21 protein-coding genes and 2 tRNA genes are annotated in these 24429 nt (G+C 60.7%); 16 read left to right on the top strand and 7 right to left on the bottom strand.

The window, feature by feature from the left end; all coding sequences use genetic code 11:
* Positions 1–308 precede the first annotated feature (308 nt).
* The 9 genes from folP to phoR all read left to right on the top strand — a co-directional run bounded on the left by folP (position 309) and on the right by phoR (position 10011).
* On the top strand, positions 309–1088 hold the full coding sequence (gene folP, locus PPN31114_RS20600; protein WP_246182699.1) for a dihydropteroate synthase: 780 nt from the start codon (positions 309–311) through the stop codon (positions 1086–1088).
* Between the two features lie 224 nt (positions 1089–1312).
* A complete protein-coding gene (gene glmM, locus PPN31114_RS20595) occupies positions 1313–2656 on the top strand; it encodes a phosphoglucosamine mutase (protein ID WP_150681382.1) in 1344 nt (447 codons plus the stop codon).
* A 466-nt stretch (positions 2657–3122) separates the two neighbouring features.
* Positions 3123–4157 carry a phosphate ABC transporter substrate-binding protein PstS gene (gene pstS / locus PPN31114_RS20590; protein WP_150681381.1) on the top strand — a complete coding sequence of 345 codons (1035 nt, stop codon included), beginning with the start codon at positions 3123–3125 and terminating at the stop codon, positions 4155–4157.
* Positions 4158–4294: 137 nt separating this feature from the next.
* On the top strand, positions 4295–5275 hold the full coding sequence (pstC, locus tag PPN31114_RS20585) for a phosphate ABC transporter permease PstC (RefSeq protein ID WP_150681380.1): 981 nt from the start codon (positions 4295–4297) through the stop codon (positions 5273–5275).
* Positions 5276–6172 carry a phosphate ABC transporter permease PstA gene (gene pstA, locus PPN31114_RS20580; RefSeq protein ID WP_150681379.1) on the top strand — a complete coding sequence of 299 codons (897 nt, stop codon included), beginning with the start codon at positions 5276–5278 and terminating at the stop codon, positions 6170–6172.
* 59 nt (positions 6173–6231) lie between these two features.
* The gene (gene pstB, locus PPN31114_RS20575; protein ID WP_087686764.1) at positions 6232–7014 is read left to right on the top strand and encodes a phosphate ABC transporter ATP-binding protein PstB; all 783 of its coding nucleotides are present in this window, start codon (positions 6232–6234) and stop codon (positions 7012–7014) included.
* Between the two features lie 22 nt (positions 7015–7036).
* Positions 7037–7744 carry a phosphate signaling complex protein PhoU gene (gene phoU / locus PPN31114_RS20570; RefSeq protein ID WP_150681378.1) on the top strand — a complete coding sequence of 236 codons (708 nt, stop codon included), beginning with the start codon at positions 7037–7039 and terminating at the stop codon, positions 7742–7744.
* Positions 7745–7780: 36 nt separating this feature from the next.
* Complete coding sequence (phoB, locus tag PPN31114_RS20565; protein ID WP_058377916.1) at positions 7781–8482, top strand: phosphate regulon transcriptional regulator PhoB; 702 nt, start codon at positions 7781–7783, stop codon at positions 8480–8482.
* A 176-nt stretch (positions 8483–8658) separates the two neighbouring features.
* Complete coding sequence (gene phoR, locus PPN31114_RS20560; RefSeq protein ID WP_150681377.1) at positions 8659–10011, top strand: phosphate regulon sensor histidine kinase PhoR; 1353 nt, start codon at positions 8659–8661, stop codon at positions 10009–10011.
* A gap of 77 nt (positions 10012–10088) precedes the next feature.
* On the opposite strand, the gene ppk1 is transcribed toward phoR, so the two are convergent.
* Positions 10089–12203 (bottom strand): polyphosphate kinase 1, encoded by a 2115-nt coding sequence (gene ppk1 / locus PPN31114_RS20555; RefSeq protein ID WP_150681376.1) that lies wholly within the window; start codon positions 12201–12203, stop codon positions 10089–10091.
* A 152-nt stretch (positions 12204–12355) separates the two neighbouring features.
* Here ppk1 and ppx point away from each other — a divergent pair, with 152 nt between their 5' ends.
* Positions 12356–13876 carry an exopolyphosphatase gene (gene ppx, locus PPN31114_RS20550; RefSeq protein ID WP_150681375.1) on the top strand — a complete coding sequence of 507 codons (1521 nt, stop codon included), beginning with the start codon at positions 12356–12358 and terminating at the stop codon, positions 13874–13876.
* 166 nt (positions 13877–14042) lie between these two features.
* Here ppx and PPN31114_RS20545 read toward each other — a convergent pair whose 3' ends face one another.
* Positions 14043–14876: a GNAT family N-acetyltransferase gene (locus tag PPN31114_RS20545; protein ID WP_150681374.1), complete on the bottom strand. Its 834-nt coding sequence runs from the start codon at positions 14874–14876 to the stop codon at positions 14043–14045.
* Positions 14877–15056: 180 nt separating this feature from the next.
* The gene (locus PPN31114_RS20540) at positions 15057–15533 is read right to left on the bottom strand and encodes a SixA phosphatase family protein (protein WP_150681736.1); all 477 of its coding nucleotides are present in this window, start codon (positions 15531–15533) and stop codon (positions 15057–15059) included.
* Between the two features lie 222 nt (positions 15534–15755).
* Here PPN31114_RS20540 and PPN31114_RS20535 point away from each other — a divergent pair.
* From PPN31114_RS20535 to PPN31114_RS20515, 5 genes are all read left to right on the top strand, one after another.
* Positions 15756–15832, top strand: a tRNA-Pro gene (locus PPN31114_RS20535).
* A 249-nt stretch (positions 15833–16081) separates the two neighbouring features.
* Positions 16082–16552 (top strand): hypothetical protein, encoded by a 471-nt coding sequence (locus tag PPN31114_RS26220; RefSeq protein ID WP_174988289.1) that lies wholly within the window; start codon positions 16082–16084, stop codon positions 16550–16552.
* 519 nt (positions 16553–17071) lie between these two features.
* A complete protein-coding gene (locus PPN31114_RS20525) occupies positions 17072–18253 on the top strand; it encodes a porin (RefSeq protein ID WP_150681373.1) in 1182 nt (393 codons plus the stop codon).
* A gap of 526 nt (positions 18254–18779) precedes the next feature.
* A complete protein-coding gene (gene rpsU / locus PPN31114_RS20520; RefSeq protein WP_010806331.1) occupies positions 18780–18992 on the top strand; it encodes a 30S ribosomal protein S21 in 213 nt (70 codons plus the stop codon).
* A 190-nt stretch (positions 18993–19182) separates the two neighbouring features.
* Positions 19183–19656, top strand: a complete 474-nt coding sequence (locus PPN31114_RS20515; protein ID WP_150681372.1) for a WbuC family cupin fold metalloprotein — start codon at positions 19183–19185, stop codon at positions 19654–19656.
* A gap of 47 nt (positions 19657–19703) precedes the next feature.
* On the opposite strand, the gene PPN31114_RS20510 is transcribed toward PPN31114_RS20515, so the two are convergent.
* Positions 19704–20636, bottom strand: a complete 933-nt coding sequence (locus PPN31114_RS20510; protein WP_150681371.1) for a glycosyltransferase family 9 protein — start codon at positions 20634–20636, stop codon at positions 19704–19706.
* Between the two features lie 1148 nt (positions 20637–21784).
* On the opposite strand from PPN31114_RS20510, the gene PPN31114_RS20505 reads away from it, so the two are divergent.
* A complete protein-coding gene (locus PPN31114_RS20505; RefSeq protein WP_150681370.1) occupies positions 21785–22585 on the top strand; it encodes a hypothetical protein in 801 nt (266 codons plus the stop codon).
* An 82-nt stretch (positions 22586–22667) separates the two neighbouring features.
* On the opposite strand, the gene PPN31114_RS20500 is transcribed toward PPN31114_RS20505, so the two are convergent.
* The 3 genes from PPN31114_RS20500 to PPN31114_RS20490 all read right to left on the bottom strand — a co-directional run bounded on the left by PPN31114_RS20500 (position 22668) and on the right by PPN31114_RS20490 (position 24061).
* Positions 22668–22742, bottom strand: a tRNA-Arg gene (locus tag PPN31114_RS20500).
* A gap of 88 nt (positions 22743–22830) precedes the next feature.
* On the bottom strand, positions 22831–23412 hold the full coding sequence (locus tag PPN31114_RS20495; protein WP_150681369.1) for an HD domain-containing protein: 582 nt from the start codon (positions 23410–23412) through the stop codon (positions 22831–22833).
* Between the two features lie 100 nt (positions 23413–23512).
* Positions 23513–24061 carry a helix-turn-helix domain-containing protein gene (locus PPN31114_RS20490; protein WP_150681368.1) on the bottom strand — a complete coding sequence of 183 codons (549 nt, stop codon included), beginning with the start codon at positions 24059–24061 and terminating at the stop codon, positions 23513–23515.
* Positions 24062–24429: the final 368 nt, after the last annotated feature.

The following is a 24429-nucleotide window of genomic DNA, read 5'->3' as shown; positions in this document are numbered from 1 at the left end:
GAAATCCGAAATTCGGTGTTACCGAGTGTTTCCGCGGTCGAAACGTGAAGTGAATCCGGTAACATTACGGCCATACGTGGTGTAGAGGGGCGCTAAGGCGTTCTGAGGGGCTTCACTCAGGCACCCCAATTTCAGGCTTTACCGAGCTAACGAGCTAAGAATTTCGAATGTCCACTGAACTGCCATCCTCCCCAGTCTCGCCTGACGACGTGCCTTTCGTCGACGCCGCCGACGCTTCGCCGCGAGCGTTGCCCGAAACGTTGGCACTGGGGGCGCGTTTCCGACTGGATGCACGGCGTGTGCACGTCATGGGCATTCTCAACGTCACCCCTGATTCGTTCTCGGACGGCGGCAAGTTTGCCGCTCGTGACGCCGCGCTTCGCCATGCCGAGCAACTCATCGCCGATGGTGCGGACATTCTGGACATCGGCGGTGAATCGACCCGCCCCGGCGCCGAGGCGCTGCCGGAGTCCGAAGAGTTGGATCGCGTGGTGCCGATCGTCGAAGCGCTGCGGGACTGCGGCATTCCGCTTTCCGTCGATACCTATAAGCCGGGTGTGATGCGCGCGGTACTGGCTGCCGGCGCGGACATGATTAACGACATCTGGGGTTTCCAGCAACCGGGAGCCGTCGACGCCGTGCGTGAGAGCGAGGCGGCGCTGTGCATCATGCACATGCTGCACGACCCGAAAACGATGCAGGACGCCCCCATTTACACCGATGTGGTGACCGAAGTCGCGGCATTTCTCGATGGCCGTGTCGACGCGATGTTGTCGGCAGGTGTTGCGCCGGAACGTCTATATCTCGACCCGGGATTCGGCTTTGGCAAGAATCTTGCGCATAATCTCGCCTTGCTTAAGCACCTGCGCGTGTTGTCTCGCGATGGTTTGCCCCTGCTTGTCGGCATGTCGCGCAAGCGCATGCTCGGTGAAATCACGGGACGGCAGACGCCGATGGAGCGTCGTGTGGCCAGTGTGGCTGCGGCCATGTGTGCTGCCGACCGGGGTGCGGCGATCGTGCGTGTGCACGATGTGGCCGAAACGGTCGACGCGCTCAAAGTCTGGCAAGCCGTACGGAACGCGGAGTAGTTTCACGGCGTGCCGTTCGACGCAGGTCGGTGCAGGGCTTTGCAGATCGGCGGATACCGGCAGTGGGCCGAATTGGGGACGCGTACGGTCAAAAATGTCAGCTGGCGCTGGCATCGCTTGGTGGCGAGAATCCACGCACAACGAAATAACGCAACGCAATAACAAATGAAGCGCACGCCGGGACTCTCCATCGGCGCGACGCATCACCTGGGAACGACGCAACAATGAAACGACGCTATTTTGGCACCGATGGGATTCGCGGCACGGTGGGCGAGGGTCCCATTACACCGGAGTTCGTGCTCCGCTTGGGCTACGCCGCCGGCCGGGTGCTGGCGGGCAATCAGACGATGGGCCGTCCCACCGTGCTGATCGGCAAGGACACGCGCGTTTCGGGCTACATGCTTGAGGCGGCGCTCGAAGCCGGTTTTGCTGCTGCCGGCGTCGATACGATGATGGCTGGCCCGATGCCTACGCCTGCCGTTGCTTACCTGACGCGTGCGCTGCGTCTGGCTGCGGGCGTGGTGATCAGCGCCTCGCATAATCCGTATCACGACAACGGCATCAAATTCTTCTCTGCCAACGGCAACAAGTTGCCGGACCAGACCGAATTGCAGATCGAGGCCGAACTCGACAATCCGATGAGCTGTGTGCGCTCCGAGCAGTTGGGCAAGGCCCGTCGCCTGGACGATGCCGCTGGGCGCTACATCGAGTTCTGCAAGAGCACGTTCCCGAACGAATTCGACTTGCGCGGCATGAAGATCGTGGTGGACTGCGCCAATGGCGCGGCCTATCACATCGCTCCGCACGTGTTTCACGAGCTGGGGGCAGAAGTCATTGCCATCGGCAATCAGCCGAATGGTTTCAACATCAATGAAGACTGCGGCGCCACCTCGCCCGACGCGCTGATGCGTGCCGTGCGAGCGAATCACGCCGATCTCGGCGTGGCACTTGATGGCGACGCCGATCGCTTGCAGATCGTCGATGGGGCTGGCCGCCTGTATAACGGCGACGAATTGCTCTATCTGCTGGTGAAGGATCGTCTAAGTCACAGCGGCGTTTCGGGTGCGGTCGGCACGTTGATGACCAATATGGCCGTCGAGGTGGCGCTCAAGCGTTTGGGCGTGCCGTTCGTGCGGGCGAAGGTCGGCGACCGTTATGTGCTCGAGCAACTGTATAAGCACGGCTGGCAAATCGGCGCGGAGGGCTCCGGCCACATCCTTTGTCTGGACAAGCACACGACCGGCGACGGCATCGTCTCGGCACTGCAAGTGCTCGCCGCCATTCGCCGCGCCGATAACCAGCCGCTAGCCAAGCTGCTCGATGGGTTGCGTCTGTTCCCGCAACATATGATCAATGTGCGAACGGCACCGGGGTACGACTGGCAGGCCGATACGCGTCTGGCTGCCGAGCGCGAGGCCATCGAAGCGAAGCTGGGCGACACAGGGCGTGTGTTGATTCGCGCGTCAGGCACGGAGCCGGTGCTGCGCGTGATGGTCGAGGCGCGCGACGAGTCGCAGGCAACGTCGTTTGCGCAGCATCTGGCCAACATCGTGAAGCAGGCCACCTGAGGCAAAGCACGCTGAAGCCATTGAAAAAGCCACCGCTCCGGTGGCTTTTTTATTGCGCGACGCAGACCGATAGGGAGGTTAAGAGGGCGGCGATGGGGGCGCCAAGACGGTACCGGCGGAGACAAATGCCATCATTCCCATCTTTGGAATCCTCTCAGCCGCTGTCACATTTGTGACAGTCCTGCCGAGCGTCGTAAGACCAATTCCGACACTGTCACGGTATTGACACATCCTGTCGCGCCCCCTGTCACACAGGCGGTTTGACCTTGGGATTGCTCCGAAACCCGCGCCAATACTCACTTTCTCAAAAATAAATCCCACCGAAAATCTCGCTGGGAATATGACATTTCCGCGTCTCTCATGTGACAGCTTCGTTGTGAATATCCGGAAATGACACATGATTGTCACATTCGGACTCTATTCTTCGAGCCATCCACACGCTGTACACACCAACTCGGAGAGATCCATGAAGCTGATGAAGACTGCGATTGCCGGCCTGGCTGGCGCACTGTTCGCCGCGGGCGCGATTGCGGGCGAGATTACCGGCGCCGGTAGCACGTTTGCCGCTCCTATCTACACGAAGTGGGCCGACGCATACCAGAAGGCGACCTCGAACAAGGTCAACTACCAGGGCATCGGTTCCTCGGGCGGCATCAAGCAAATTCAGGCCAAGACCGTCGATTTCGCCGGTTCGGACGCCCCGCTGACGGACGAAGAACTGGCTAAGCAAGGCCTGTTCCAATTCCCGACGGTCGTTGGCGGCATCGTGCCGGTGATCAACGTGCCGGGCGTGAAGCCGGGCGAGCTGGTCCTGTCGGGCGAACTGCTCGGCGACATCTACCTGGGCAAGATCAAGAAGTGGAACGATCCGGCCATCGCCAAGCTGAACCCGAAGGTCAAGCTGCCGGATACCGACATCGCCGTGGTTCGCCGCGCCGACGGTTCGGGCACGAGCTTCGTGTTCACGAACTACCTCTCGAAGGTCAATGCCGAGTGGAAGAGCAAGGTTGGCGAAGGCACGACGGTCAACTGGCCGACGGGTACGGGCGGTAAGGGCAACGACGGCGTCGCCGCCTTCGTGCAACGTCTGCCGGGCGCAATCGGCTACGTGGAATCGGCCTACGCCAAGCAGAACAAGCTGACGTACACGTCGCTCACGAACGCCGCTGGCAAGGTTGTCGAGCCGACCGCCGAAACGTTCAAGACGGCTGCCGGTCACGCCGAATGGTCGAAGACGTTCTACCAAATTCTGACGAACGAGCCGGGCGAAAAGTCGTGGCCGATCGTGGCAGCCACGTTCGTGCTGCTGCATCAGAAGGCTGACAGCGGCAAGGAAGCGCAAAGCGCCGAAGTGCTGAAGTTCTTCGACTGGTCGTTCAAGAACGGCAACCAGACCGCCACGGAACTGGACTACATTCCGCTGCCGGAAGACGTCCTGAAGCAAATCCGCGCCGGCTGGAAGGCGAAGGTGGCCGATTCGGCCAACAAGGCCGGCATCTAAGACGCCAGCCCGGCCCCGTGCCACGCCTCACGGCGTAGTGCGGGGCTCCAGAATTGCTTTATCCGCGCCGCCCGCGCCGCCGCCTGATGTTCGATCCGGCAACGGCTGGCGGCGCGTCTCACGAAAGAGACGACATCATGGCAGAAGCCACCAGCCCCCTCGCAACGCCGGGAACCGCTACGCAGCGGGCTCCGTCTTCCGCTGGCGATATTCTTTTCGCAATGCTCGCCCGCGGTGCCGCTGTCATCACATTGCTCCTGCTCGGTGGCATTATCGTGTCGCTCATCGTGAGCGCACTGCCATCCATTCAGAAGTTCGGCTTTGCCTTTCTGTGGACGAAGGACTGGGATCCTCCCGCAGAACAGTTCGGCGCGTTGGTGCCGATCTACGGCACGATCATTACGTCGGTCATCGCGCTGCTGATCGCCGTGCCGGTCAGCTTCGGCATTGCCTTGTTCCTCACTGAACTCTCGCCCGTATGGCTGCGTCGCCCGCTGGGCACCGCCATCGAGCTGCTGGCCGCCATTCCGAGCATCGTCTACGGGATGTGGGGTCTGCTGGTTTTCGCACCGATCTTCAGCCAGTACTTCCAGAAACCGCTGCAAGGCCTGCTCGGCAACGTGCCTGTGATCGGCGCGCTGTTCCAAGGCCCGCCGCTGGGCATCGGTATTTTGCCGGCCGGCGTGATCCTCGCGATCATGATCATTCCGTACATCGCCTCGGTGATGCGCGACGTGTTCGAAGTCACGCCCGTGCTGCTCAAAGAGTCGGCCTACGGCATCGGCTGCACCACCTGGGAAGTGATGTGGCGCGTTGTGCTGCCCTTCACCAAGACGGGTGTGATCGGTGGCGTGATGCTCGGTCTGGGCCGCGCCCTGGGCGAAACCATGGCGGTCACTTTCGTCATCGGTAACACGAACTTGCTCGACAACGTTTCGCTGTACTCGCCGGGTAACAGCATTACCTCGGCGCTCGCCAACGAATTCGCCGAAGCCGGCCCGGGGTTGCATACCTCGGCGCTGATGGAACTCGGCTTGATTCTGTTCTTCATCACCTTCGTGGTGCTGGCGCTGTCCAAGCTGATGCTGCTGCGCCTCGAAAAGGGCGAAGGTAAATAAATGACCCAACAAGCGCTCGAATTGGAAACGCCAGACGTGAAGCCCACCGACGCCTTTACCCGCGTGCGGCTGCAAGCCTACCGCCGCCGCAAGAACATCTTCGCGATCGCAATGTCGCTCGCGGCGATGGCCTTCGGCCTGATCTGGCTGCTGTGGATTCTCTACACCACGCTCTCGCTGGGCATCGGCGGCTTGTCGCTGTCGCTGTTCACTGAAATGACGCCGCCGCCGAACACGGCAGGCGGGGGCCTCGCCAACGCCATTGCCGGGAGTCTGGTGATGGTTGGCCTGGCCACGGTCATCGGCACGCCGCTGGGCATTCTCGCCGGTGTGTATCTGGCGGAATACGGTCAGAAGTCGTGGCTCGCGAGCATCACGCGTTTCATCAACGACATTCTGCTGTCGGCCCCGTCGATCGTGATCGGTCTGTTCGTCTACGCGCTGGTGGTGGCACAGATGGGCCACTTCTCGGCCTGGGCGGGCATCATCGCGCTCGCGCTGCTGCAAGTGCCGATCGTGATTCGCACGACCGAGAACATGCTCAAGCTCGTGCCGAACAACCTGCGTGAAGCGGCCTTTGCGCTGGGGACGCCGAAGTGGCGCATTATCGTGAAGATCACGTTGAAGGCGTCGATGGCCGGTATCGTGACGGGCGTGTTGCTGGCGGTGGCACGTATCGCTGGCGAGACGGCACCGCTGCTGTTCACGGCGCTCTCGAACCAGTTCTGGTCGATGAACCTGAATCAGCCGATGGCCAACCTGCCGGTCACGATCTTCAAATTCGCCATGAGCCCGTTTGCAGAGTGGCAGGCGCTCGCTTGGGCGGGCGTGTTCATCATCACCCTTGGTGTGCTGTTCCTGAACATTCTGGCGCGCACGCTGTTCGCGAAGAAATAAACGAACGCGACAACACCCTACGCGACGACACAACGCATACCTGACGGCTGAGACAGACCATGACGAATCCGACACAAGAAATCAAGCTGCCCTCGAAGATCGAAGTCAAGAACCTGAACTTCTTCTACGAGAAATACCACGCGCTCAAGAACATCAACCTGCGCATTCCCGATCGCAAGGTCACGGCCTTTATCGGCCCGTCGGGCTGCGGCAAGTCGACGCTGCTGCGCACGTTCAACAAGATGTACGCCCTGTACCCGGAGCAACGCGCCGAGGGCGAAATCAACATGGACGGCGAAAACCTGCTGACTTCGAAGCAGGACATCGCGCTGCTGCGCGCCAAGGTCGGCATGGTGTTCCAGAAGCCGACGCCGTTCCCGATGTCGATTTACGACAACATCTCGTTCGGCGTGCGCCTGTTCGAGAAGCTCTCACGCTCGGAAATGGACGATCGCGTGGAGTGGGCGCTGACCAAGGCGGCGCTGTGGAGCGAAGTGAAAGACAAGCTGCAACAGTCGGGCTACGGCCTGTCGGGCGGTCAGCAACAGCGTCTGTGCATCGCGCGCGGCATTGCCATCCGTCCGGAAGTGCTGTTGCTCGACGAGCCGTGCTCGGCGCTCGACCCGATTTCCACCGGCCGTATCGAAGAGCTGATTGCTGAGCTCAAGGACGACTACACCGTGGTGATCGTCACGCACAACATGCAACAAGCGGCACGCTGCTCGGACTACACGGCGTATATGTATCTGGGCGAACTGATCGAATTCGGCGAAACCGAGAAGATCTTCATCAAGCCGGACCGTAAAGAAACCGAAGACTACATCACCGGCCGTTTTGGTTGATCTCCACGAGGAAACCTGCGATATGAACGATAAACATCTTTCCAGCCAGTTCGATTCCGACCTGAATCAGGTTTGCTCGCGCGTCCTCGAGATGGGCGGCTTGGTCGAATCGCAGATCGTGACGGCCATGCAGGGCCTCATCGGGTTCGATCGCGGTCTGGTCGACGAAGTGATCGCCAACGAGCATCGTCTCAACACGATGGAAGTCGAGATCGACGAAGAGTGCAGCAAGATCATTGCGCGCCGTCAGCCGACCGCGCGCGACCTGCGCCTGCTGCTCTCGATCTCGAAGACCATCACCAACCTCGAGCGCGCTGGCGACGAGGCCGAGAAGATTGCCAAGCGCACGCGTCACCTGCTTGAAGACGGTGCGGCACAGAGCGTGAATTTCGCCGAAATCAAGCTCTCGGGCGAGATGGCGGCGCAGTTGCTGCGTCGTACGCTGGACGCCTTTGCGCGTCTGGACATCGTGGCCGCGGCCGAAATCGTGCGCGACGACAAGGCCATCGACAATGAATTCCGTGGCTTCGTGCGAAAATTGGTCACGTACATGATGGAAGACCCGCGCACCATCTCGGCGGGTTTGGACTTCCTGTTCATCGCCAAGGCCATCGAGCGTATCGGCGACCACGCGAAGAACATTGCAGAATTCATCATTTACATCGTCAAGGGCACCGACGTCCGGCACATTTCGCGCGAAGATTTGCAGCGCAAAGTGCAAGGCGAATAACAAGCTCGACATTACTGAAGGTTTGAGAGGCAACCGATGCCCAGCAGCATTCTGATCGTGGAAGACGAGCCGGCGATTTCCGAGCTGATCTCCGTTAATCTGCAACATGCGGGTCACTATCCGATCCGGGCGTACAACGCCGAGCAGGCGCTTACGCTGATTAGCGACGTCCTGCCGGATCTCGTTCTGCTCGACTGGATGTTGCCCGGCAAGTCCGGTGTGACGTTCGCGCGCGAATTGCGAGCGAACGAGCGCACCAAGCACGTGCCCATCATCATGCTCACCGCGCGCAGCGAAGAGCAGGACAAGGTGATGGGGCTGGAGATCGGTGCCGACGACTATGTCACCAAGCCGTTCTCGCCGAAGGAACTGATGGCGCGCATCAAGGCGGTGTTGCGCCGCCGCGCGCCGCAGTTGACGGAAGACGTGGTGAGCGTGAACGGTCTGAAGCTCGACCCGGCGACGCATCGTGTGACGAGCCATCAGACGAGCGGCGACATCAAGCTCGATCTGGGGCCGACGGAATTCCGTTTGCTGCACTTCTTCATGACCCACCCGGAGCGCGTGCATAGCCGTTCGCAACTGCTCGATCAGGTGTGGGGCGACCACGTGTTTGTCGAAGAGCGCACGGTCGACGTGCATATCAAGCGTCTTCGCGCCGCGCTCAAGCCGGCGGGCCACGATGCTATGATCGAGACCGTACGCGGCAGCGGCTACCGTCTCACGAAGTCGGTTTAAGGTGCCATAAGGTGGCATAAGGCGCCGAAAGCGCTAAGAAGTGACCCCTGACGTGCGCCGTCGGCGCCGTCAGCCGCCGTTTTCACCGTGGCTTGCATGGCTTGGCATGACGCTGGGGCGTCGTATCGGCCCTGCCAGTCCCGGCAAACGCGGCGGCAAACCCCTGTGCATCGTCTATGAATATCATTTGGGCCCGTGCGCTGGCGTTCCTGATTCTGCAAGCGGCCATCTCCGTGGGCGTGGGCTGGCTTCTCGGCGCGCGCGCAGGTTATATCACCGCCATCGTTCTGCTGGTGGTTCAGCTTTTCTTCAACGTCTATCACGCGCAACGTCTCTGGCGTTTGCTCGATGCTCCTGTCTACGGCGAAGTGCCGAGCGCACTCGGGCTGTGGGGCGAAATCTATTACCGGCTGCACAAGCTCGCCAAGCGCTGGCACAACCAGGTCAAGCAGGTTGAGCAGCAGCACGCGCGCTTTATTCAAGCTATTCAGGCGTCTCCCAACGGCGTGATCATGCTCGACGAGCATAACCAGATCGAATGGTGCAACGCGATTGCCGAGACGCATTTCGGCATCGACGCCAAGCGCGATCTGCGTCAGCAAATCACGCATCTGCTGCGCACGCCGGCCTTTGTGCACTACCTCTCGTCGGAGCGTTACGACGAGGCGCTGATCATGCAGCACATGGGCGTGAAGCGGAACAACGTGCTCTCGATGCAGGTGTTTCCGTATGGCGACAATCGCAAGCTGATCATCTCGCTGGACGTGACCGATCTGGAGCGCACGGACGCCATGCGTCGCGACTTCGTGGCCAACGTCTCGCACGAGTTGAAAACGCCGCTGACGGTGCTCTCAGGCTTTCTGGAAACAGTGGGTGAACTGCCGCTGTCGGCCGACGAGATTCAGCGTTACGTCGAGATCATGCGGTTGCAGGCGTCACGCATGCAAAGCATCGTGAACGACCTGCTCACGCTCGCCAAGCTTGAAGGCAGCGGCAAGCCGCCGTCTGACGAGCGCATCGATATGGGGGTGCAGATGCGCACCCTGCGCAGCGACGCCGAGGGGCTCTCGCAGGGGCAGCACTCGATCGAAGTCACGCATGCGGAAGGGCTGGACGTGCGCGGCGCGGAAGGCGAGCTGCACAGCGCGTTTATCAATCTGGTGAGCAACGCGGTGCGTTATACGCCGCAGGGCGGCAAGATTTGCATCGACTGGAGCGCGACCGACGATGGTGGTGCGCGCTTCACGGTCATCGATTCGGGGCTGGGCATCCCGCCGGAGCATATCCCGCGTCTGACCGAGCGGTTTTATCGTATCGACCGCAGCCGTTCGCGCGACACGGGCGGCACTGGGCTCGGGCTGGCGATCGTCAAGCACGTGCTCACGCGCCATCAGGCCGACCTGAAGGTGACGAGCGAGGAAGGGCGTGGCAGCACGTTCAGCATCCACTTCCCGCCGTCGCGGGTTGTCCACCGGGCACCGGTGGATATGCCGGTGGCTGCGACACCGAATGTGGCGGCTAACGGCTGAGCATCGCTGGCCATCGAGCCATGTAAAAAAGGCGTCTGACTGGATGGTCAGACGCCTTTTTTGTTGTGCTCGCAGGATCAGTTCCCCGTCTGCACGTACTGCGTGAGTTCCTGCATCAGCGCCAATTGGCTGTTGAAGGGCTTCTTGCCTGCCCGACGGCGCAGATAGCTGCCGTCCGGGCGCATCAGCCACGCGGCGGTGTTGTCACGCAGGTGCACCATCAAACCTTCGCGAATCACGCGCGCCTTGAGCCGCTTGTCGTGCACCGGGAACGCGACTTCCACGCGACGGAAGAAGTTGCGCTCCATCCAGTCGGCGCTCGAGAGCATGACCTGCTCGTCACCGTGCGAATAGAAGTAGTAGATGCGATGGTGCTCGAGAAAACGTCCGACGATCGAGCGCACGGTGATGTTCTCCGAGAGCCCCGGCACGCCTGCGCGCAACGAACACACGCCGCGCACGATGAGATCGATCTTCACGCCCGCGCGCGACGCCTTGTACAACTCGGCGATGATGGTCGGTTCGAGCAGCGCGTTCATCTTCGCGATGATGCGGGCCTTCTTGCCAGCGGTGGCCGCCTCCGTCTCTCGGCGGATCGCTTCGAGCAAGTGCGTGTGCATGGTGAATGGCGACTGCCAGAGGCCATGCAACTGCGTCTGCCGCCCGATGCCGGTGAGCTGCTGGAAGACCACATGCACGTCGGCGCAGAGCTTCTCGTCGGCCGTCATCAAGCCGAAGTCGGTGTACAGGCGAGCCGTGCGCGGGTGGTAATTCCCCGTGCCCAAGTGAACGTAGCGCTTGAGGAACGTCTTCTTGCCCTGATGTGTGCGGCGCACGACCAGCAGCATCTTCGCGTGGCACTTGTGGCCGACCACGCCATACACGACGTGCGCACCCACGGCTTCGAGGCGTGCGGCCCAGTTGATGTTCGTTTCTTCGTCGAAACGTGCAAGCAGTTCCACGACCACCGTCACTTCTTTGCCGTTGCGCGCGGCTTCCATGAGCGCGTCCATCAGCGACGACTCGTTACCGGTGCGGTAGATGGTCTGCTTGATGGCCACGACGTCAGGGTCGCGTGCCGCTTGTAGCAGCAGTTCCAGCACGGGCTGGAAGCTGTCGTAGGGGTGGTGCAACAGCACATCGCCCTGATCGATGAGATCGAACATGGCGGGCGACGCGATCATGCGTTTGGGGAGTGCCGGGACGAACGGTGCGAACTTCAGGTCGGGACGGTCGACCATCTCGGGCAGCGGCATCAGACGCACGAGATTCACGGGACCCTTCACGCGATAGCAGTCCGAGTCGGTCAGGCCGCATTCCGTTTGCAGGCGGCGCACAAGCCGCGCAGGCGCCCCGGCGTCGACTTCCAGACGCACGGCGTCACCGAGGTGGCGCGCAGGCAGTTCGCCTTGCAGCGCGGTGCGCAGGTTCGTGATTTCGTCTTCGTCGACGAACAGGTCGCTGTTGCGGGTGACGCGGAACTGGTGGCAGCCCTTGGCGGTGAGGCCCGGGAACAGTTCGCTGGCAAAGCGCAGCATGAGCGAGCTGAGCAGCACGAAGCTGTTGGGCAACGGCGCGAGCGGCGCGGGCATGGGGACCAGACGGGGCAGGGCGCGCGGGGCTTGCACGATGGCGAGCTCGGCATCGCGTCCGAAGGCGTCTTTCCCTTCGAGTTCGACGGCGAAGTTCAGGCTCTTGTTGAGCACACGGGGGAAGGGGTGTGCCGGATCGAGCCCGATGGGCGTGAGCACCGGCACCAGTTCGCGCATGAAGTAGTCGCGCGCCCATTCGACTTGGGCGTCGTTCCACTGGCCGGAGGGGTGAAAGGCGATGCCTTCGGCTTCGAGCGCGGGCATCAGGCTGCCGAACATGGCGTACTGCTTTTCCACGAGCGCCTGTGCCCGGGAACAGACTTGCGTGTAAACTTGCTGAAAAGTCATGCCGTCGGGCGTGAGCATGCCCGGATTTTCGCGCATCTGCTCCTTGAGCCCGGCGACGCGGATCTCGAAGAATTCATCCAGATTGCTACTGACGATACAGACAAAACGCAGGCGTTCGAGCAGTGGCGTGGCCGGATCGGCTGCCTGGGCGAGCACGCGTTCATTGAACGCAAGGATGCCTAGCTCGCGATTGAGCAGCGGATAATTCATATTGAACGTGCGAAAGACATGGGATTGGCGTGAATTCTTCATCCGTATTGTTACAGTTATATGACATTCACATTTGTCAACGACGTGTCATATTCACTTTGTAACGTATTCGTCATTTATCTGTCGAGTGCGCGTCACGCTTTTCGTGTGCAACAAAGCGTATTTCGACCCTCATCGCCTAGGCGCACCCCCACATGAGTACCCCCTCGCCTTTATTAGCGGCCGTCGATCTCGGCTCGAACAGTTTTCGCCTGATCATCGGCCGGGTAGAGGAAACCTCTGCCGGCACGCAGATCTATCAGGTCGATGCGCTGCGCGAACCGGTGCGCCTCGCGGCTGGCCTGAATGCGGAAAAGTACCTCGATCACCCATCGCAGCAACGCGGCTGGGACGTGCTCAAGCGCTTTGGCGAGCGGCTGCGGGGCTTTCATCCCGATCAAGTGCGCGCGGTGGCGACCAACACGCTGCGCGTCGCGAAGAACGCGCAAGATTTTCTCGGTGAAGCGCAGCGCGCGCTCGGGTTTCCCATCGAAGTGATTGCCGGGCGCGAAGAAGCACGCCTGATTTATGCGGGAGCGGCGCATTCGGTGCCGACGTGTCCGGGCAATCGGCTCGTCGTGGATATCGGCGGCGGTTCGACGGAATTCATTATCGGTCAGGACTACGAACCGCTGATTATGGAGAGTCTGTATATCGGCTGCGTCAGTCACAGCCGGCAGTTCTTTCCGAGCGGCAATGTCGACGAATATGCGATGAAGCAGGCCGAGCTTGCTGCGCGCCGCGAAATTCAGATCATTTCCGCCGCGTTTCGGGAGGCCGGGTGGTCGCAGGCGATCGGCTCGTCGGGCACGGCCCGTGCGCTGGCCGAATTGCTGGAGGCCAACGGCTTCAATGACGGCGGGGTGCACGGTCTCACGCGCGGCGGCCTCGAGCGGCTCAAGCGGGCGCTCATCAAGGCCGAGAACGCCAATCGATTGAAGTTGGCCGGGTTGAAGCAGGACCGCATTCCGGTGCTGCCGGGTGGTTTGTCGATCATGTTGTCGGTCTTCAATGAGCTTGAAGTCGATCACATGGAGACCACCGATGCCGCGCTGCGATTGGGCGTGATGTACGACTTGCTGGGGCGCACACAGCATCAGGATATGCGTGCGGTGACGGTCGAGCAGTTTGTACGCCGTTATGGCGTGGATCGGGCGCAGGCGGAGCGTGTCGGGCATCTGGCGATCGCGCTGTATCGGCAGTTGCCGGTGGTGGCGGAAGCGGCAGGCGAAGACGATGGGCGTGAGGAGGACGAAGCGCTGCTCAGCTGGGCGTCGTCGCTGCACGAGATGGGGCTGTCGATTTCGCACAGCGCGTATCACAAGCATTCCGCCTACATCGGCAGCAACGCCGACATGCCTGGGTTCTCGCGGCCCGATCAGGCGCGTCTTGCCGAGTTGCTGCTGGGCCACGTGGGCAAGTTGGGCAAGCTGGCATCGCAGGCGCAGCAGGTCGATTGGCAGTTGCTGTTCTGTCTGCGATTGGCGGTGTTGTTTTGTCGCCGCCGTATCGATGCTTTGCCTGAGCGTATCGAGGTCAATCGCCTGGACGACGGCTTTGAGGTATCGGTGCCGCGTACGTGGATCGATGCCAACCCGCTGACGGATTACAGTTTGCAGCGTGAAGCGCAGGAGTGGGAGAAGATCGGGCAACGCTACAAGGTGGTTTACGCTTGAAGCCACGCTGGCGTGTAGGCTTGAAGCCACGCTGGCGTCTGGATTCCTGAAACGCCTTTCGTTCGTCCCAGTAAAAAAGCCCGGCAGTTGCCGGGCTTTTTTTTGTCCCTTTTTGAAGGGGGCTGAATCGGTTGGGGGGATGTGTTGGCCTTATCAGGCGCTTTTTTTAGGCGCTTTTGAGTTTGCTGAGCAGTTCCGGGCCGAGGAAGTGGCGCGCGTAGCGCGGGTTCATGTCGGATAGGCGGAACATCGTCAGAAAGTCTGCGGTGTTGAAGTCGGGGTCCCAGGCCGGTGCGCCGCAGATGCGGGCGCCGAGGCGCAGGTAGCCTTTGACCAGCGCGGGCGGCTCGACATCGAGGCCCGATTGCAACTCGTTGATCGGCAATGCGATACGCGGTACGGCGTGGTATTCCGCCGGGGCCATGGCGCCTTCGCTGTCTTGCAGTTTGCGATAGAGGCTTGCGGCGTAGTGACCGCCGTCGGCCATGGGCACGCTGGCGCAGCCGAGCATCGTCTCGAGGCCGTTGCGCACCATGTACTCTGCGAGACCGCTCCAGAGGGCCATGATGACGGCGCCGTTGCGGTAGTCGTGGTGCACGCACGAGCGACCGGTTTCGAGCATCTTGGGGCGCAGATGGTCGAGACGCGAGAGGTCGAATTCGCCCTCGGAGTAAAGACGGCCGAGGCGCTTGGCCTGGTCGGGGGGCAATACGCGGTAGGTGCCGACAACCTTGAGCGAATCCTGATCGCGTACGAGCAGGTGATCGCAGTATTGGTCGTATTCGTCGACGTCCAGGCCTGCCGGGCCTTTGACCGATGCGCCCATTTCTTCGGCGAAGACCTGATATCTCAGGCGTTGGGCTTCCCGAAGTTCGCTTTCGTCGCGTGCCCACGCCACTGCCAGATTCGGTTTGACAGGTGTTTCAGGGCGAGGAAGACGCCTCCGCGACGGAGGGGTCAGCGAAGAGAGCGGCATGGTGGGGTTCGGCAGGTCGCGCATAAAGGCCCTTTTTGTGACGGTCGCGTTGCGACGTACTTTAAAAAGCATCAATGTCGATTCCGTGAACGGGAGGCGACAATTCTATGACAAAACGCGAGTTGTCACGCAGCAGGTCCCAAGCGGAAGGCCGTGGATAGGCCATTTCACGGGCTTTCATGCGGCAATCGGACGCAGTTGAAATCAAAGCAAATCGGGATTGATGACGGCGCGCACGACGACCTGACTTTCGTCTTCGCGGCGTCGCGAGGCGAGCCACCAGATGCCGGATTTCTTGATCGTCCAGTAGGCTTCCTGGCCGCTCAGGAGCAAGCTGGCGAGTTGGCCGAGGGCGGGTTGGTGGCCGACGATCACAACGTTCTGAGCGGTGCCGGGCCAGTCGATGGCGCCGAGCAGCGTCATGGCGTTGGCGCCGGGGGCGAGATCGCGCACGATACGCGGGCTGGGGGTGAGTGCCTGAGCGGTTTGGACGGCGCGTACGGCGGGGCTGGAGAGGATGAGGGTGTCTTCGGGCAGCCGGGCGCGCAGCCACTGGGCGGATTTTTCGGCTTGTTTGCGTCCACGCTCGGTGAGTTCGCGGGCGAGGTCGGCTTGTGCGCTGAGGGCGAGGGTGGCGGGCAGGTTTTCGGCGTCGGCGTGACGCCAGAGAATCAGGTTCATCGACACGGGTTCGGACATGTTGAACCTCCCACTATGGCGGGTTTTCGTGGCGGCGGCGTGACCGTCGGCGAGACTGATGCGACGTGAGCGTGAGGGGGAAGCGGCAGGGGAATACGCAGGTCGCAGCAAGGGCATTGTGCCAGCCCTTGGCAGGAAAACACGCAGAATGTGCGCGTCTATTTGACGCAGCGCCAAGAACCCTCTACAATTCGCCCTCTTCGTCGGAGCGTAGCGCAGCCTGGTAGCGCATCTGATTTGGGATCAGAGGGTCGTAGGTTCGAATCCTATCGCTCCGACCAGAAATTCCCTGCTGTACAAGCGGTTTGCGAGACGCCCCTATTGGGGCGTTTTTCGTTTGTACGCGTCTCGCATATCGCTTTCCCGCGTTCTACTGCGCGCTCCTGTGTTTTCCCACTGAAGCTTTGCTCGGCAAGGTCACTGATATCGCGTCGTTTTCGGCGTGATACGATCCTTCCATCCACGTGAACGTAGTCGTGGCATTTATCCGATCCGGGCTCGCCCTCAGGCGAACACATCAGGAGGCCAGTATGTCTGCCGAGCAGAAGACGTCGCATCGCGGGTTCACCATCATCACCGTTCTCGAGCGGCTCTCGAAAGGCCGTGCGCGCCTGTCCGCCAAAGTGCTGGCGGATGACGAAGGCCACAAGCAACGCCTCGGCGGCAAAAAGCTCCTGCAAGCGAAGCGCTGGTTCGATCACTTTGCAGACGATCTCGCAGAACCCGTCATCGCTGGCCTCAAGCACACCATTGACCTTGAACTCGCTGCCGCAGCGCGCAACGCCGCCGCCAAAGCCAAGGTCGTGTCGGCCGCGACGAAGTCGGTGAAGTCCGCTAAGTCGTCCGCGAAGTTGCCCGCGAAGTCGTCGGATAAGGCGCCGAAGGCCGCCAAGCCCGCCAAGCTGGCGAAACCTGCTAAGCCTGCCAAACCCGTGAAAGCCGCTAAGCCTGCGAAAGCCCCCAAGGCAGTCAAAACCGCTTCGACGAGCGGCGCGGCCTAAACGGTCGGTTTGCGGTTTCGACTGAAACCGAAGCGCACGACGCACGAATTTCAGATTCAGTCGCGCTCAACACTGCGTTAAATCGCTGCTCCAAATAAACGGCGCGCGCCTCACTGGCGACGCGCCGTTTTCGTTTTTCTAGCGCCGTGATCGCGCACGACATCGCGCACGTTATCGTCACGCTACACCCACTTGCAACGCCTCATTCGATCATCCGAATAGCGGATATCACGCTCACCGAAGCAATGTGAATCAGTTCGCATATGTCGTGAATTACGAGTGTTGCAATCGCACCACTTGCGTGCGAAACGCGGCTTTCTCGTGTCAGAATGCACCCGCTTGCGAATGACCGGCGGTGCTTGTCCCTCATAAGGAAAGCACCGCAAGTTATTTGGTGAGTACTCCATTGCATATGCGGTTGCAGCAATCCGTGTCACGGGGCACGTGGCAGCCGTCAACGGCAGGAGAGATCCGCACAGCGGACAAGAATTCTAAAAATCATTATCAAAGAGGATAAGAATGAAGCGCTTCCAACTTACGGCACTGGCCCTCGCCAGCTTCGCAGTGGCCGCTCCGGCGATGGCCCAAAGCAACGTGACGCTCTACGGTGTGATCGACGCCGGCATTGGCTACGTGAACAATGTCGCCAGCGGCGTGGGTGCTAACGTCAAGGGCGCGCACAACATCCAGGCAGTGAGCGGCATCGGTCAGGGCAACCGCTGGGGCCTGAAGGGTTCGGAAGATCTGGGTGGCGGCTTGAAGGCTGTGTTCGTGTTGGAAAACGGCTTCAGCCTGACCAACGGCACGATGTCGCAAAACAGCCGTATGTTCGGCCGTCAAGCGTATGTCGGTCTGGCAAGCACGCAAGCCGGTACGGTCACGATCGGTCGTCAGTACGACTCCGTGGTCGACTACGTGAGCCCGCTCACGTCGGCTAAACAGTGGGCCACGCAATACGGTGCCCACGTCGGCGATATCGACAACCTGTACAACTCGTTCCGCGTGAACAACTCGGTCAAGTACACGAGCGTGAACTACAACGGGTTCTCGTTCGGCGCACTGTACGGCTTCAGCAACCAACCGAACACGGGTAACGGCACGGGCTTCGCGAACAACAACGCCTGGAGCTTGGGCGCTTCGTACGCCAATGGTCCGTTGATGGCAGCTGCGGGCTACATGCACCTGGCTGGCCCGGGCACGGCCAACGGCAACGGCGCCGTGACCAACGACTACTCGAGCGCAACCGACATCTTCTACACCAGCGCCGTCGACAAGCACGACATCGCAGCGGCAGGTGTGTCGTACCAGATCCAGGCAGCGACCGTCGGCTTCGTGTACAGCTACGCCAAGGTCAACTACGTCAACCAGTCGTCGATTCGCGTGAACACGTTCGAACTGAACGGCAAGTACCAGATCACGCCGAACCTGTTGGGCGGCCTGGCGTTCGTGTACAGCGACGGCAGCGTGAGCGGTGCCACCGCCCTGACCGGCATCACGAAGGGCACGAAGCCGCGTTGGTTCCAAGTCAACGCCGGTGGCGTGTACTCGTTCAGCAAGCGCACGGAAACGTACATCGCCGCGGTCTATCAGCGCGCGACGGGCGACGCCATCGTGGCAGCGATCGACAACGTGGGCGGCCCGACGGGCACCGGCGCACAGTCGCAAATCGCTGTTACCGCTGGCCTGCGTCACAAGTTCTAAGCATCAAAGGCTGAGGCCGGTTTTGGCCTGAAGGGAGACGGCGGGGCGATGAGACTGTTTGTTCTGCTTCGCCGCGTTTTTCCCGCCTTTCCCCGCCTGAATGGGCTCCGTCGCCAGCCGCCGGAGCCCATTTGTCTCGTGGGGCCGCAAAACGGGTGCAATTCACGCACTTTGTGTGTATAATCCCGACCTTGTCCAAATTTTGGGCATCGCGGGGAAATCGCGCTCAGTGACGAACGAAGCGCGCGGTTTCACCATCAGTCAACCCATTCAGCCAGTCTGGAAGGCGGGGTGTGCGGTTCGAGGCAAGCGCAATGGTGCTCGCAGCGAATTTGGACATCAAATGCCAATCGGGAGATCGCCGAGGAGGTGAGTCGCGGTCCCGCCAGATGTGGTGTAGTGCAGTCCGTGGCAAGTCCGTTCGTCGCGCCTGGCAGGAGGAATCTCCGGCAGGGCGGTGAAGGGTATCTTTGCGCGGTAGTTAATATTCCGGCTCTCTGAGCCGATTCACTATACGAGTTATTGCATGACCAAGATCGTTATCAAAGACGGTGAACCCGTTGAAGTCGCACTGCGTCGTTTCCGCCGCGCCATCGATGGCACGGGCCTGATCAAGGAAGTTAAGGCACGTGCGGCTTACGAAAAGCCGACGGCTGAGCGCAAGCGCAAGAAGGCTGCTGCCGTGGCCCGTCTGCGTAAGCGTCTGCGCAGCCAGACCCTGAAGAAGAAGATGTACTAAGCATGCCGTTGCGCCACCTTGGCGCAAAGGAGTGCGAAGTTGAAAAACCCGCCGCAAGGCGGGTTTTTTTATGGGTGGCCTGAAACCGCGGTTTGCAACGGTGGTTTGATACACTTTGCCCCTCAGCGCACCGAAACCCTTGCAACCCGTGCAACTTTCAATAAGCGCGATATTTCCCCACGATTCCGATATGAAAACGTTGTCTACCGAAGCGCTCGACGCGCTGACCCAGCAAGCCGAGCAGTCGCCGCGTTTGCGCATGAACCAGAATCTGCACGACACGCTGGAAGATCCGATTCAGCGCCTGGCCATTGCCATGGAGCCGGCGACTTATATTCGTCCGCATTTGCATCGCCACACGTGGGAATTGCTTACCGCGTTGCGCGGCCGCTTTGTCGTGCTGACGTTCGATGAGGCCGGTGCCGTTACCGACCGCAAGGTGCTCGGCGAAGACACGCTCGTGATCGAGTCGCCGATCAACGTGCATCACACGGTGCTTTCGCTGGACCCGGGTGCTGTGATTTTCGAGGCGAAGCACGGCCCGTACCGACCGTTTGTCGAAGCGGACTATGCGAGCTGGTCGGCACCGGCCGATACTCCGGAAGCCACGGCCTTCATGGCGTGGGTAAAGACGGCACAGGTCGGCGATCGCTGGACGGCATAAGCGATATAGGCGGCTTGGGCGGCAGGGCTGGTCGGCAGACCTTCGGTCTACCTCGACCAGCCTTGAAATTCGGCGGATAGCGAGTGCAACGCTTGCGCCGCCGCCTCGACGGCACCGTGCCAGTCGTTGCGTGCCGCCGCGCAGAATAAGCGCATCTGGGCATACCCGGCGACAGCCGGTTGTGCCGCAATATCCACGTGCCAAACCGGCACGCCCAGCCCGCCTGCAAGGTGGGTGCGGGCAATATCCAACGAAATCACGAGATCGAGATTGTCGACGAGTGCGGCTTCATCCGCGAGGTCGTCGCAGTCTGCACGCCAATCGATCCAGTCGATGCACGACGCAGGCGTCGGGTCGGCGCTCATGTGAGCGTGGGCACCGAGCGGCACCCAAGACACCCCCGGCACGCAGAGTAGCGGCGTCACCGATGCGAGCCCCGAAGCGCCCGGCCATGCAATGCCGACGCAAAGCCCGTGCTGTGCCGAAGCCGCCAATCGGTCGCGCCAATGCCGCGCGCTCGTTGCGGCCACGCGCAGATGGGGCATACCGGCGTGCGCCGCGGCCGCGTGCGGCCCGAGCGCGCGAGCCAGCCCGCCGAGCGTGCAGCGCAGATCCCAGTCGGAAACATCGCGCGGCATGCGAGAGAGCACTACGACGCGGTCTCCCAGCGACCATTCCACGAGCCGTCGCACGCTGGCGGGTCCCACGAACCCCACTTTGCCGAACCGGGCGGCTGCCGTCTCCAGATGGCGTAAATGGCCCACGATGTCAGCCTCATGCGCGCTGGCGATCACGATCAGATGCTGGTGCAGCGTATCGCCGCCGCCTGTCCAGCTCGGCAACGGGCAGTCAGGGTACGGGCTGAGCGCGGCACCGACCTGTGCCCATGCGTGGGCGATCGTTTGGCTGGTGTCGGAGGGCGGGGTGTTCTCTGCCGTGAGTGGGCAGGTCGATGATGTGCGTGGCGAAGGCTTCGTCATGCGAATCCCGGCATCGAGAATGGGCAATGCGGCGAAGGAGCCGCGTCGGATGCCAGGCGGCGGGCGACGGCGGCAGCGTGATGCCTGCATAAGGCCTGGCAGGCTCGTAAGAAATGATAGGGGAGCGCGTACTACCCCATGGTCGCGAGCCTTTGCCGAGACGCCCGATTCGTTTGCCTGCGGGCAAAATATTTGTCGTGTCAGTACGAGCGATGCTTAAGTCAAAACGGTAGGCGACATCGCGGGAGACGTCGTCGTTATACGAGTCAGTGTCGCTGCCGCATGCTGACACGTGGAAATAGGTGGCAATCCTATTGAAAATCACAGGGATTGCGAATGGGTTAGGGCACTTGTTCCTGGGTATTAAGAAAGGATTAAGGGTAATCCATTATTCGATAATTCGATGCTGGTGGGCACCAATGCTGGCAAGGGTTTGCGGGGTGTTTGCTTGTGTGTGCGTTGTTGCGATGCACACTAATTTGCCGACATTAATAAATGCGCAACAGTGAATTTGTTAGTCTTTGCGAACGCTCGATCTGCAAGATAAGTAAAAGAAGGGTGCGAAAGCAGCGATAAATGAAGTGCTCATCAAAGCGCTCGAATGTCCCCCGGGGGAATGTCACCGACATGGAAATTAGGAGCGCGACAGAATGGCACGGCGAGTCAACGGCTGGATGGCAATGGCAGGGGTTGCAGGCGTTTTGATGATGGCGTCAGGTGCGACGCAGGCTTACGCGGCGGGTGGCATCTGCAATGGCCGTACGGCAATCATTACGGCATGGCGATGCACGGAGAACGGTCAGACGGGGACTTGTCTGCTGTGGGGAAGCGATAGGGCGAAGGCGGGGGCGTGGACTGACAAAAGCGCTTACGTGATCGAAGGCCCGGATCTCACGGCGAGACGTGTCACCTATCAAGAGGCGTGCCAGAACGGACGTTGTTCCCGTCCCGAATTGGCAGGATGCTCACAACCCGTCGACGTCGGAAGTCCGAAAACGCGGGCGTATCGAACATTGGCTAACTAATCGTCGGCCACATCCCGCGGTTAGTGACGGTCGAGTGAAGCGCATCGGTTAACCGGTCGTATGCGGATGACGGTGAATTCGTCATCTCATACAATCAACCGTCCAAACCGCACAAAAAATACAATGCACCGGCCGTCCATCGTTACTGGCATCGCATACGTTCAATTGCTGAGCGCGTTACACATCCTCAAGGCGTTCGACGGTTCTTATACCAATCGAATCCCGTTGTATATCGGTTCCCCATTCTCGGTGCACACGCAATGGACTTACTTGGCCATTCTGTTGCCGGTTACCGTCGTCGTTGGAATAGGCCTTGTTCTGGGTAAAAAATGGGCGCGGTGGTTGCTCGCGGCGATGGTTGTCGCGACGGCGGCGTTCACTATTCCCACGCAGAGTGCCCAGGGCGTCTATTTGTACGCACTCACCTTGCTCATGGGTGCGGCACTTATTGCATTGCTTTTCTTTACACCGTCGGCGCGTGCCTATTTCGGCCGTCCGCGAGATGCAAACCGATCGTTCTCGTTACGCAATTTCGTCGCAGGCGCCACGTTTGCTTTTTGTGCCGTGAACACAGCCTTGATCCTGAAGGATCGCTTTGCTAGCCAGGTCGGACTGCTAACGACTGCTGCGGTGCTCGCGTTTCTTTCATTCCCCGCGCTTCTGCTGGGAATGGTCATTCGCTGGGACATCACGTCGGCTTGCCGCAATGCCGCAACGGTTTTGCTATCCACGGCGCTGTTTCTGGCTTGTCGGTTCCTACTCGTCACCGTGTACGTCAACACCAGTCAACCCGGGACATTTCCGCTGACTGTCGAACTAGACAGCGTAATCCTCACGGCAGTCGTGGCCTTGCTAGGGGTATTACTTGCGAAGTTGTCAGCCTATCGCGTCTCGCGGACACAATTCGCCGCAACGGAATCGTGAGGGACTGGCTGGGGGAGGAACGACTTTGCGATGGGAAGTGGGCCGTCGGACGTCTGCCCGAACGCTGAGCGCCTTATGTGACTGGTCCCCCCGACAGGAATCGAACCTGTATCTAGCGCTTAGGAGGCACTCGTTCTATCCATTGAACTACAGGGAGGGCGAGATACGGGTCTCGCGAGCGCAAGAGTATATCAAAAAGCTATTTCACGCCGTGGGTGATGTGCGATGCGCGGGATTTTGCCTGGCTAGGTGTCTTTTGCCGCTTGCGTAGCCCGCGCACGCGTCGCTTCATCGATCGGCTCGCGAATTGCGCTGAATATCGGTGACGCGTCCGTGTACCGCCTGCCATACGACAAGTTGAACGTGTAGTCGAAGTCCGGCGGATTCTTGCCCTGCGTGTGTTGCAGCATCGTCTCGAGCTTATCGAGCGCCTTTACCGCGCGAGCTTCGGGCGTTGCGGCTTGCGCATACTCATCCCACCAGCCCACGATTTGATCGCGCATCTGCGCATCGAGCGGTTCGCATATCGTCAGCAGATCACGGCGCTCGATGTCGTCTTTGCCGACACTCGCCATCTGCGCCGGTGCTGGGACATCGCCACCCAGCGCCTCGCCCAGATCGTGCACCAGACATAGCGCCAGTACCTTCGCGCGGTCGACCTCGCCCAACTGATCCATAAACACCAGCGCCATTAGACTCAGCCGCCAACTATGCTCGGCCGTACTTTCCCGGCGTCCCGACGCCGTATATCCACTGCGCAACACATCTTTCAACCGCTCGCACGTGCGCAAAAAGTTGAGCCTGTCTTCGATCTGTTCACGTGTCATGTCAGCCACCATTCGTTCAATTCGCTACCGACTTGGCAGCTTACGGTGGGTAATCCGCGAGTGCCACGCATAAATTATGCATAGCGCATGCACCGCGACATCACAGTGTCTCGACTAGCCGTGCGACGGTGCCATCGCCAAGCATGATGCGCGTCCATCGGCAGCGGCTTGCGCGAATCGGCACCGCTGACGAGTCGTTGCTCCCCGTATCGAATTCAATCGACGGCGCACGCTGCTCATACCATCCGGCATCGCGCAACGACGCTTCGCGTGCCACGATCGCCTCGGTAGCAAAGGGCCACAACGAGACGCCCATCAACACCGATAACGGCGACGAAAACTCCGCCGCACGCGACGCGGAACACGCGAGCAGACGATGCGTGTGATCGCACACGAGATGCACCGCACGCGAATCATGTGTGACCAAGCGCTGCAACGCACTGTCCGCCGCCGAATCTAGCCGTGCCGCATACAACGCTTCGATGCGCGCGAGTGCCTCGCTCGTCACCGGCAGCGTCCCCGCCTCCCAGCGCGATACCGTCGATTGCGACACGCCGAGCCACTCGGCCGCGTGTGCCTGCTTCATCCGACGCAAGACGCGCCACCGTCGCAACGTCGCACCGGGCGTTGTCTTAACGCGATGCTCCATGATGTTTCTCCTGCAACACTGACCTCGGGAATTTCCCGATAGAACAACTGCGCGCGCCATTTGTTCCATTGACGCTACAAATTGGCGCTCCTAGAGTCGGGGCCATGATGACTCGACCGAACCCGCTCATGAAAGCGTCCGCCTTCCGGCGCGCGACGTATCGCGTCCTGCGCGAATAAGCCGCCACTCTCCGTCGCACATTTCACACCGCGATCAATCGATCGCTCTCTCTCATGTGAGTGTGCGGACACCTACACCGCCCCTTGCCGATCGACGTGCGTTATTCGCGCACGGCGCGGCCTCGTGCGCCCTGACGTTTGCCTGCCACCGAGCGATGATGGCTTTCGGTGACGGCTGACGCACGGCGT

This window comes from Pandoraea pneumonica, assembly GCF_902459645.1.
In the GTDB taxonomy this organism is placed as follows: domain Bacteria; phylum Pseudomonadota; class Gammaproteobacteria; order Burkholderiales; family Burkholderiaceae; genus Pandoraea; species Pandoraea pneumonica.
Note: the sequence above shows the minus strand (reverse complement) of the source record. Positions and strands in the feature narration are given on the sequence as shown.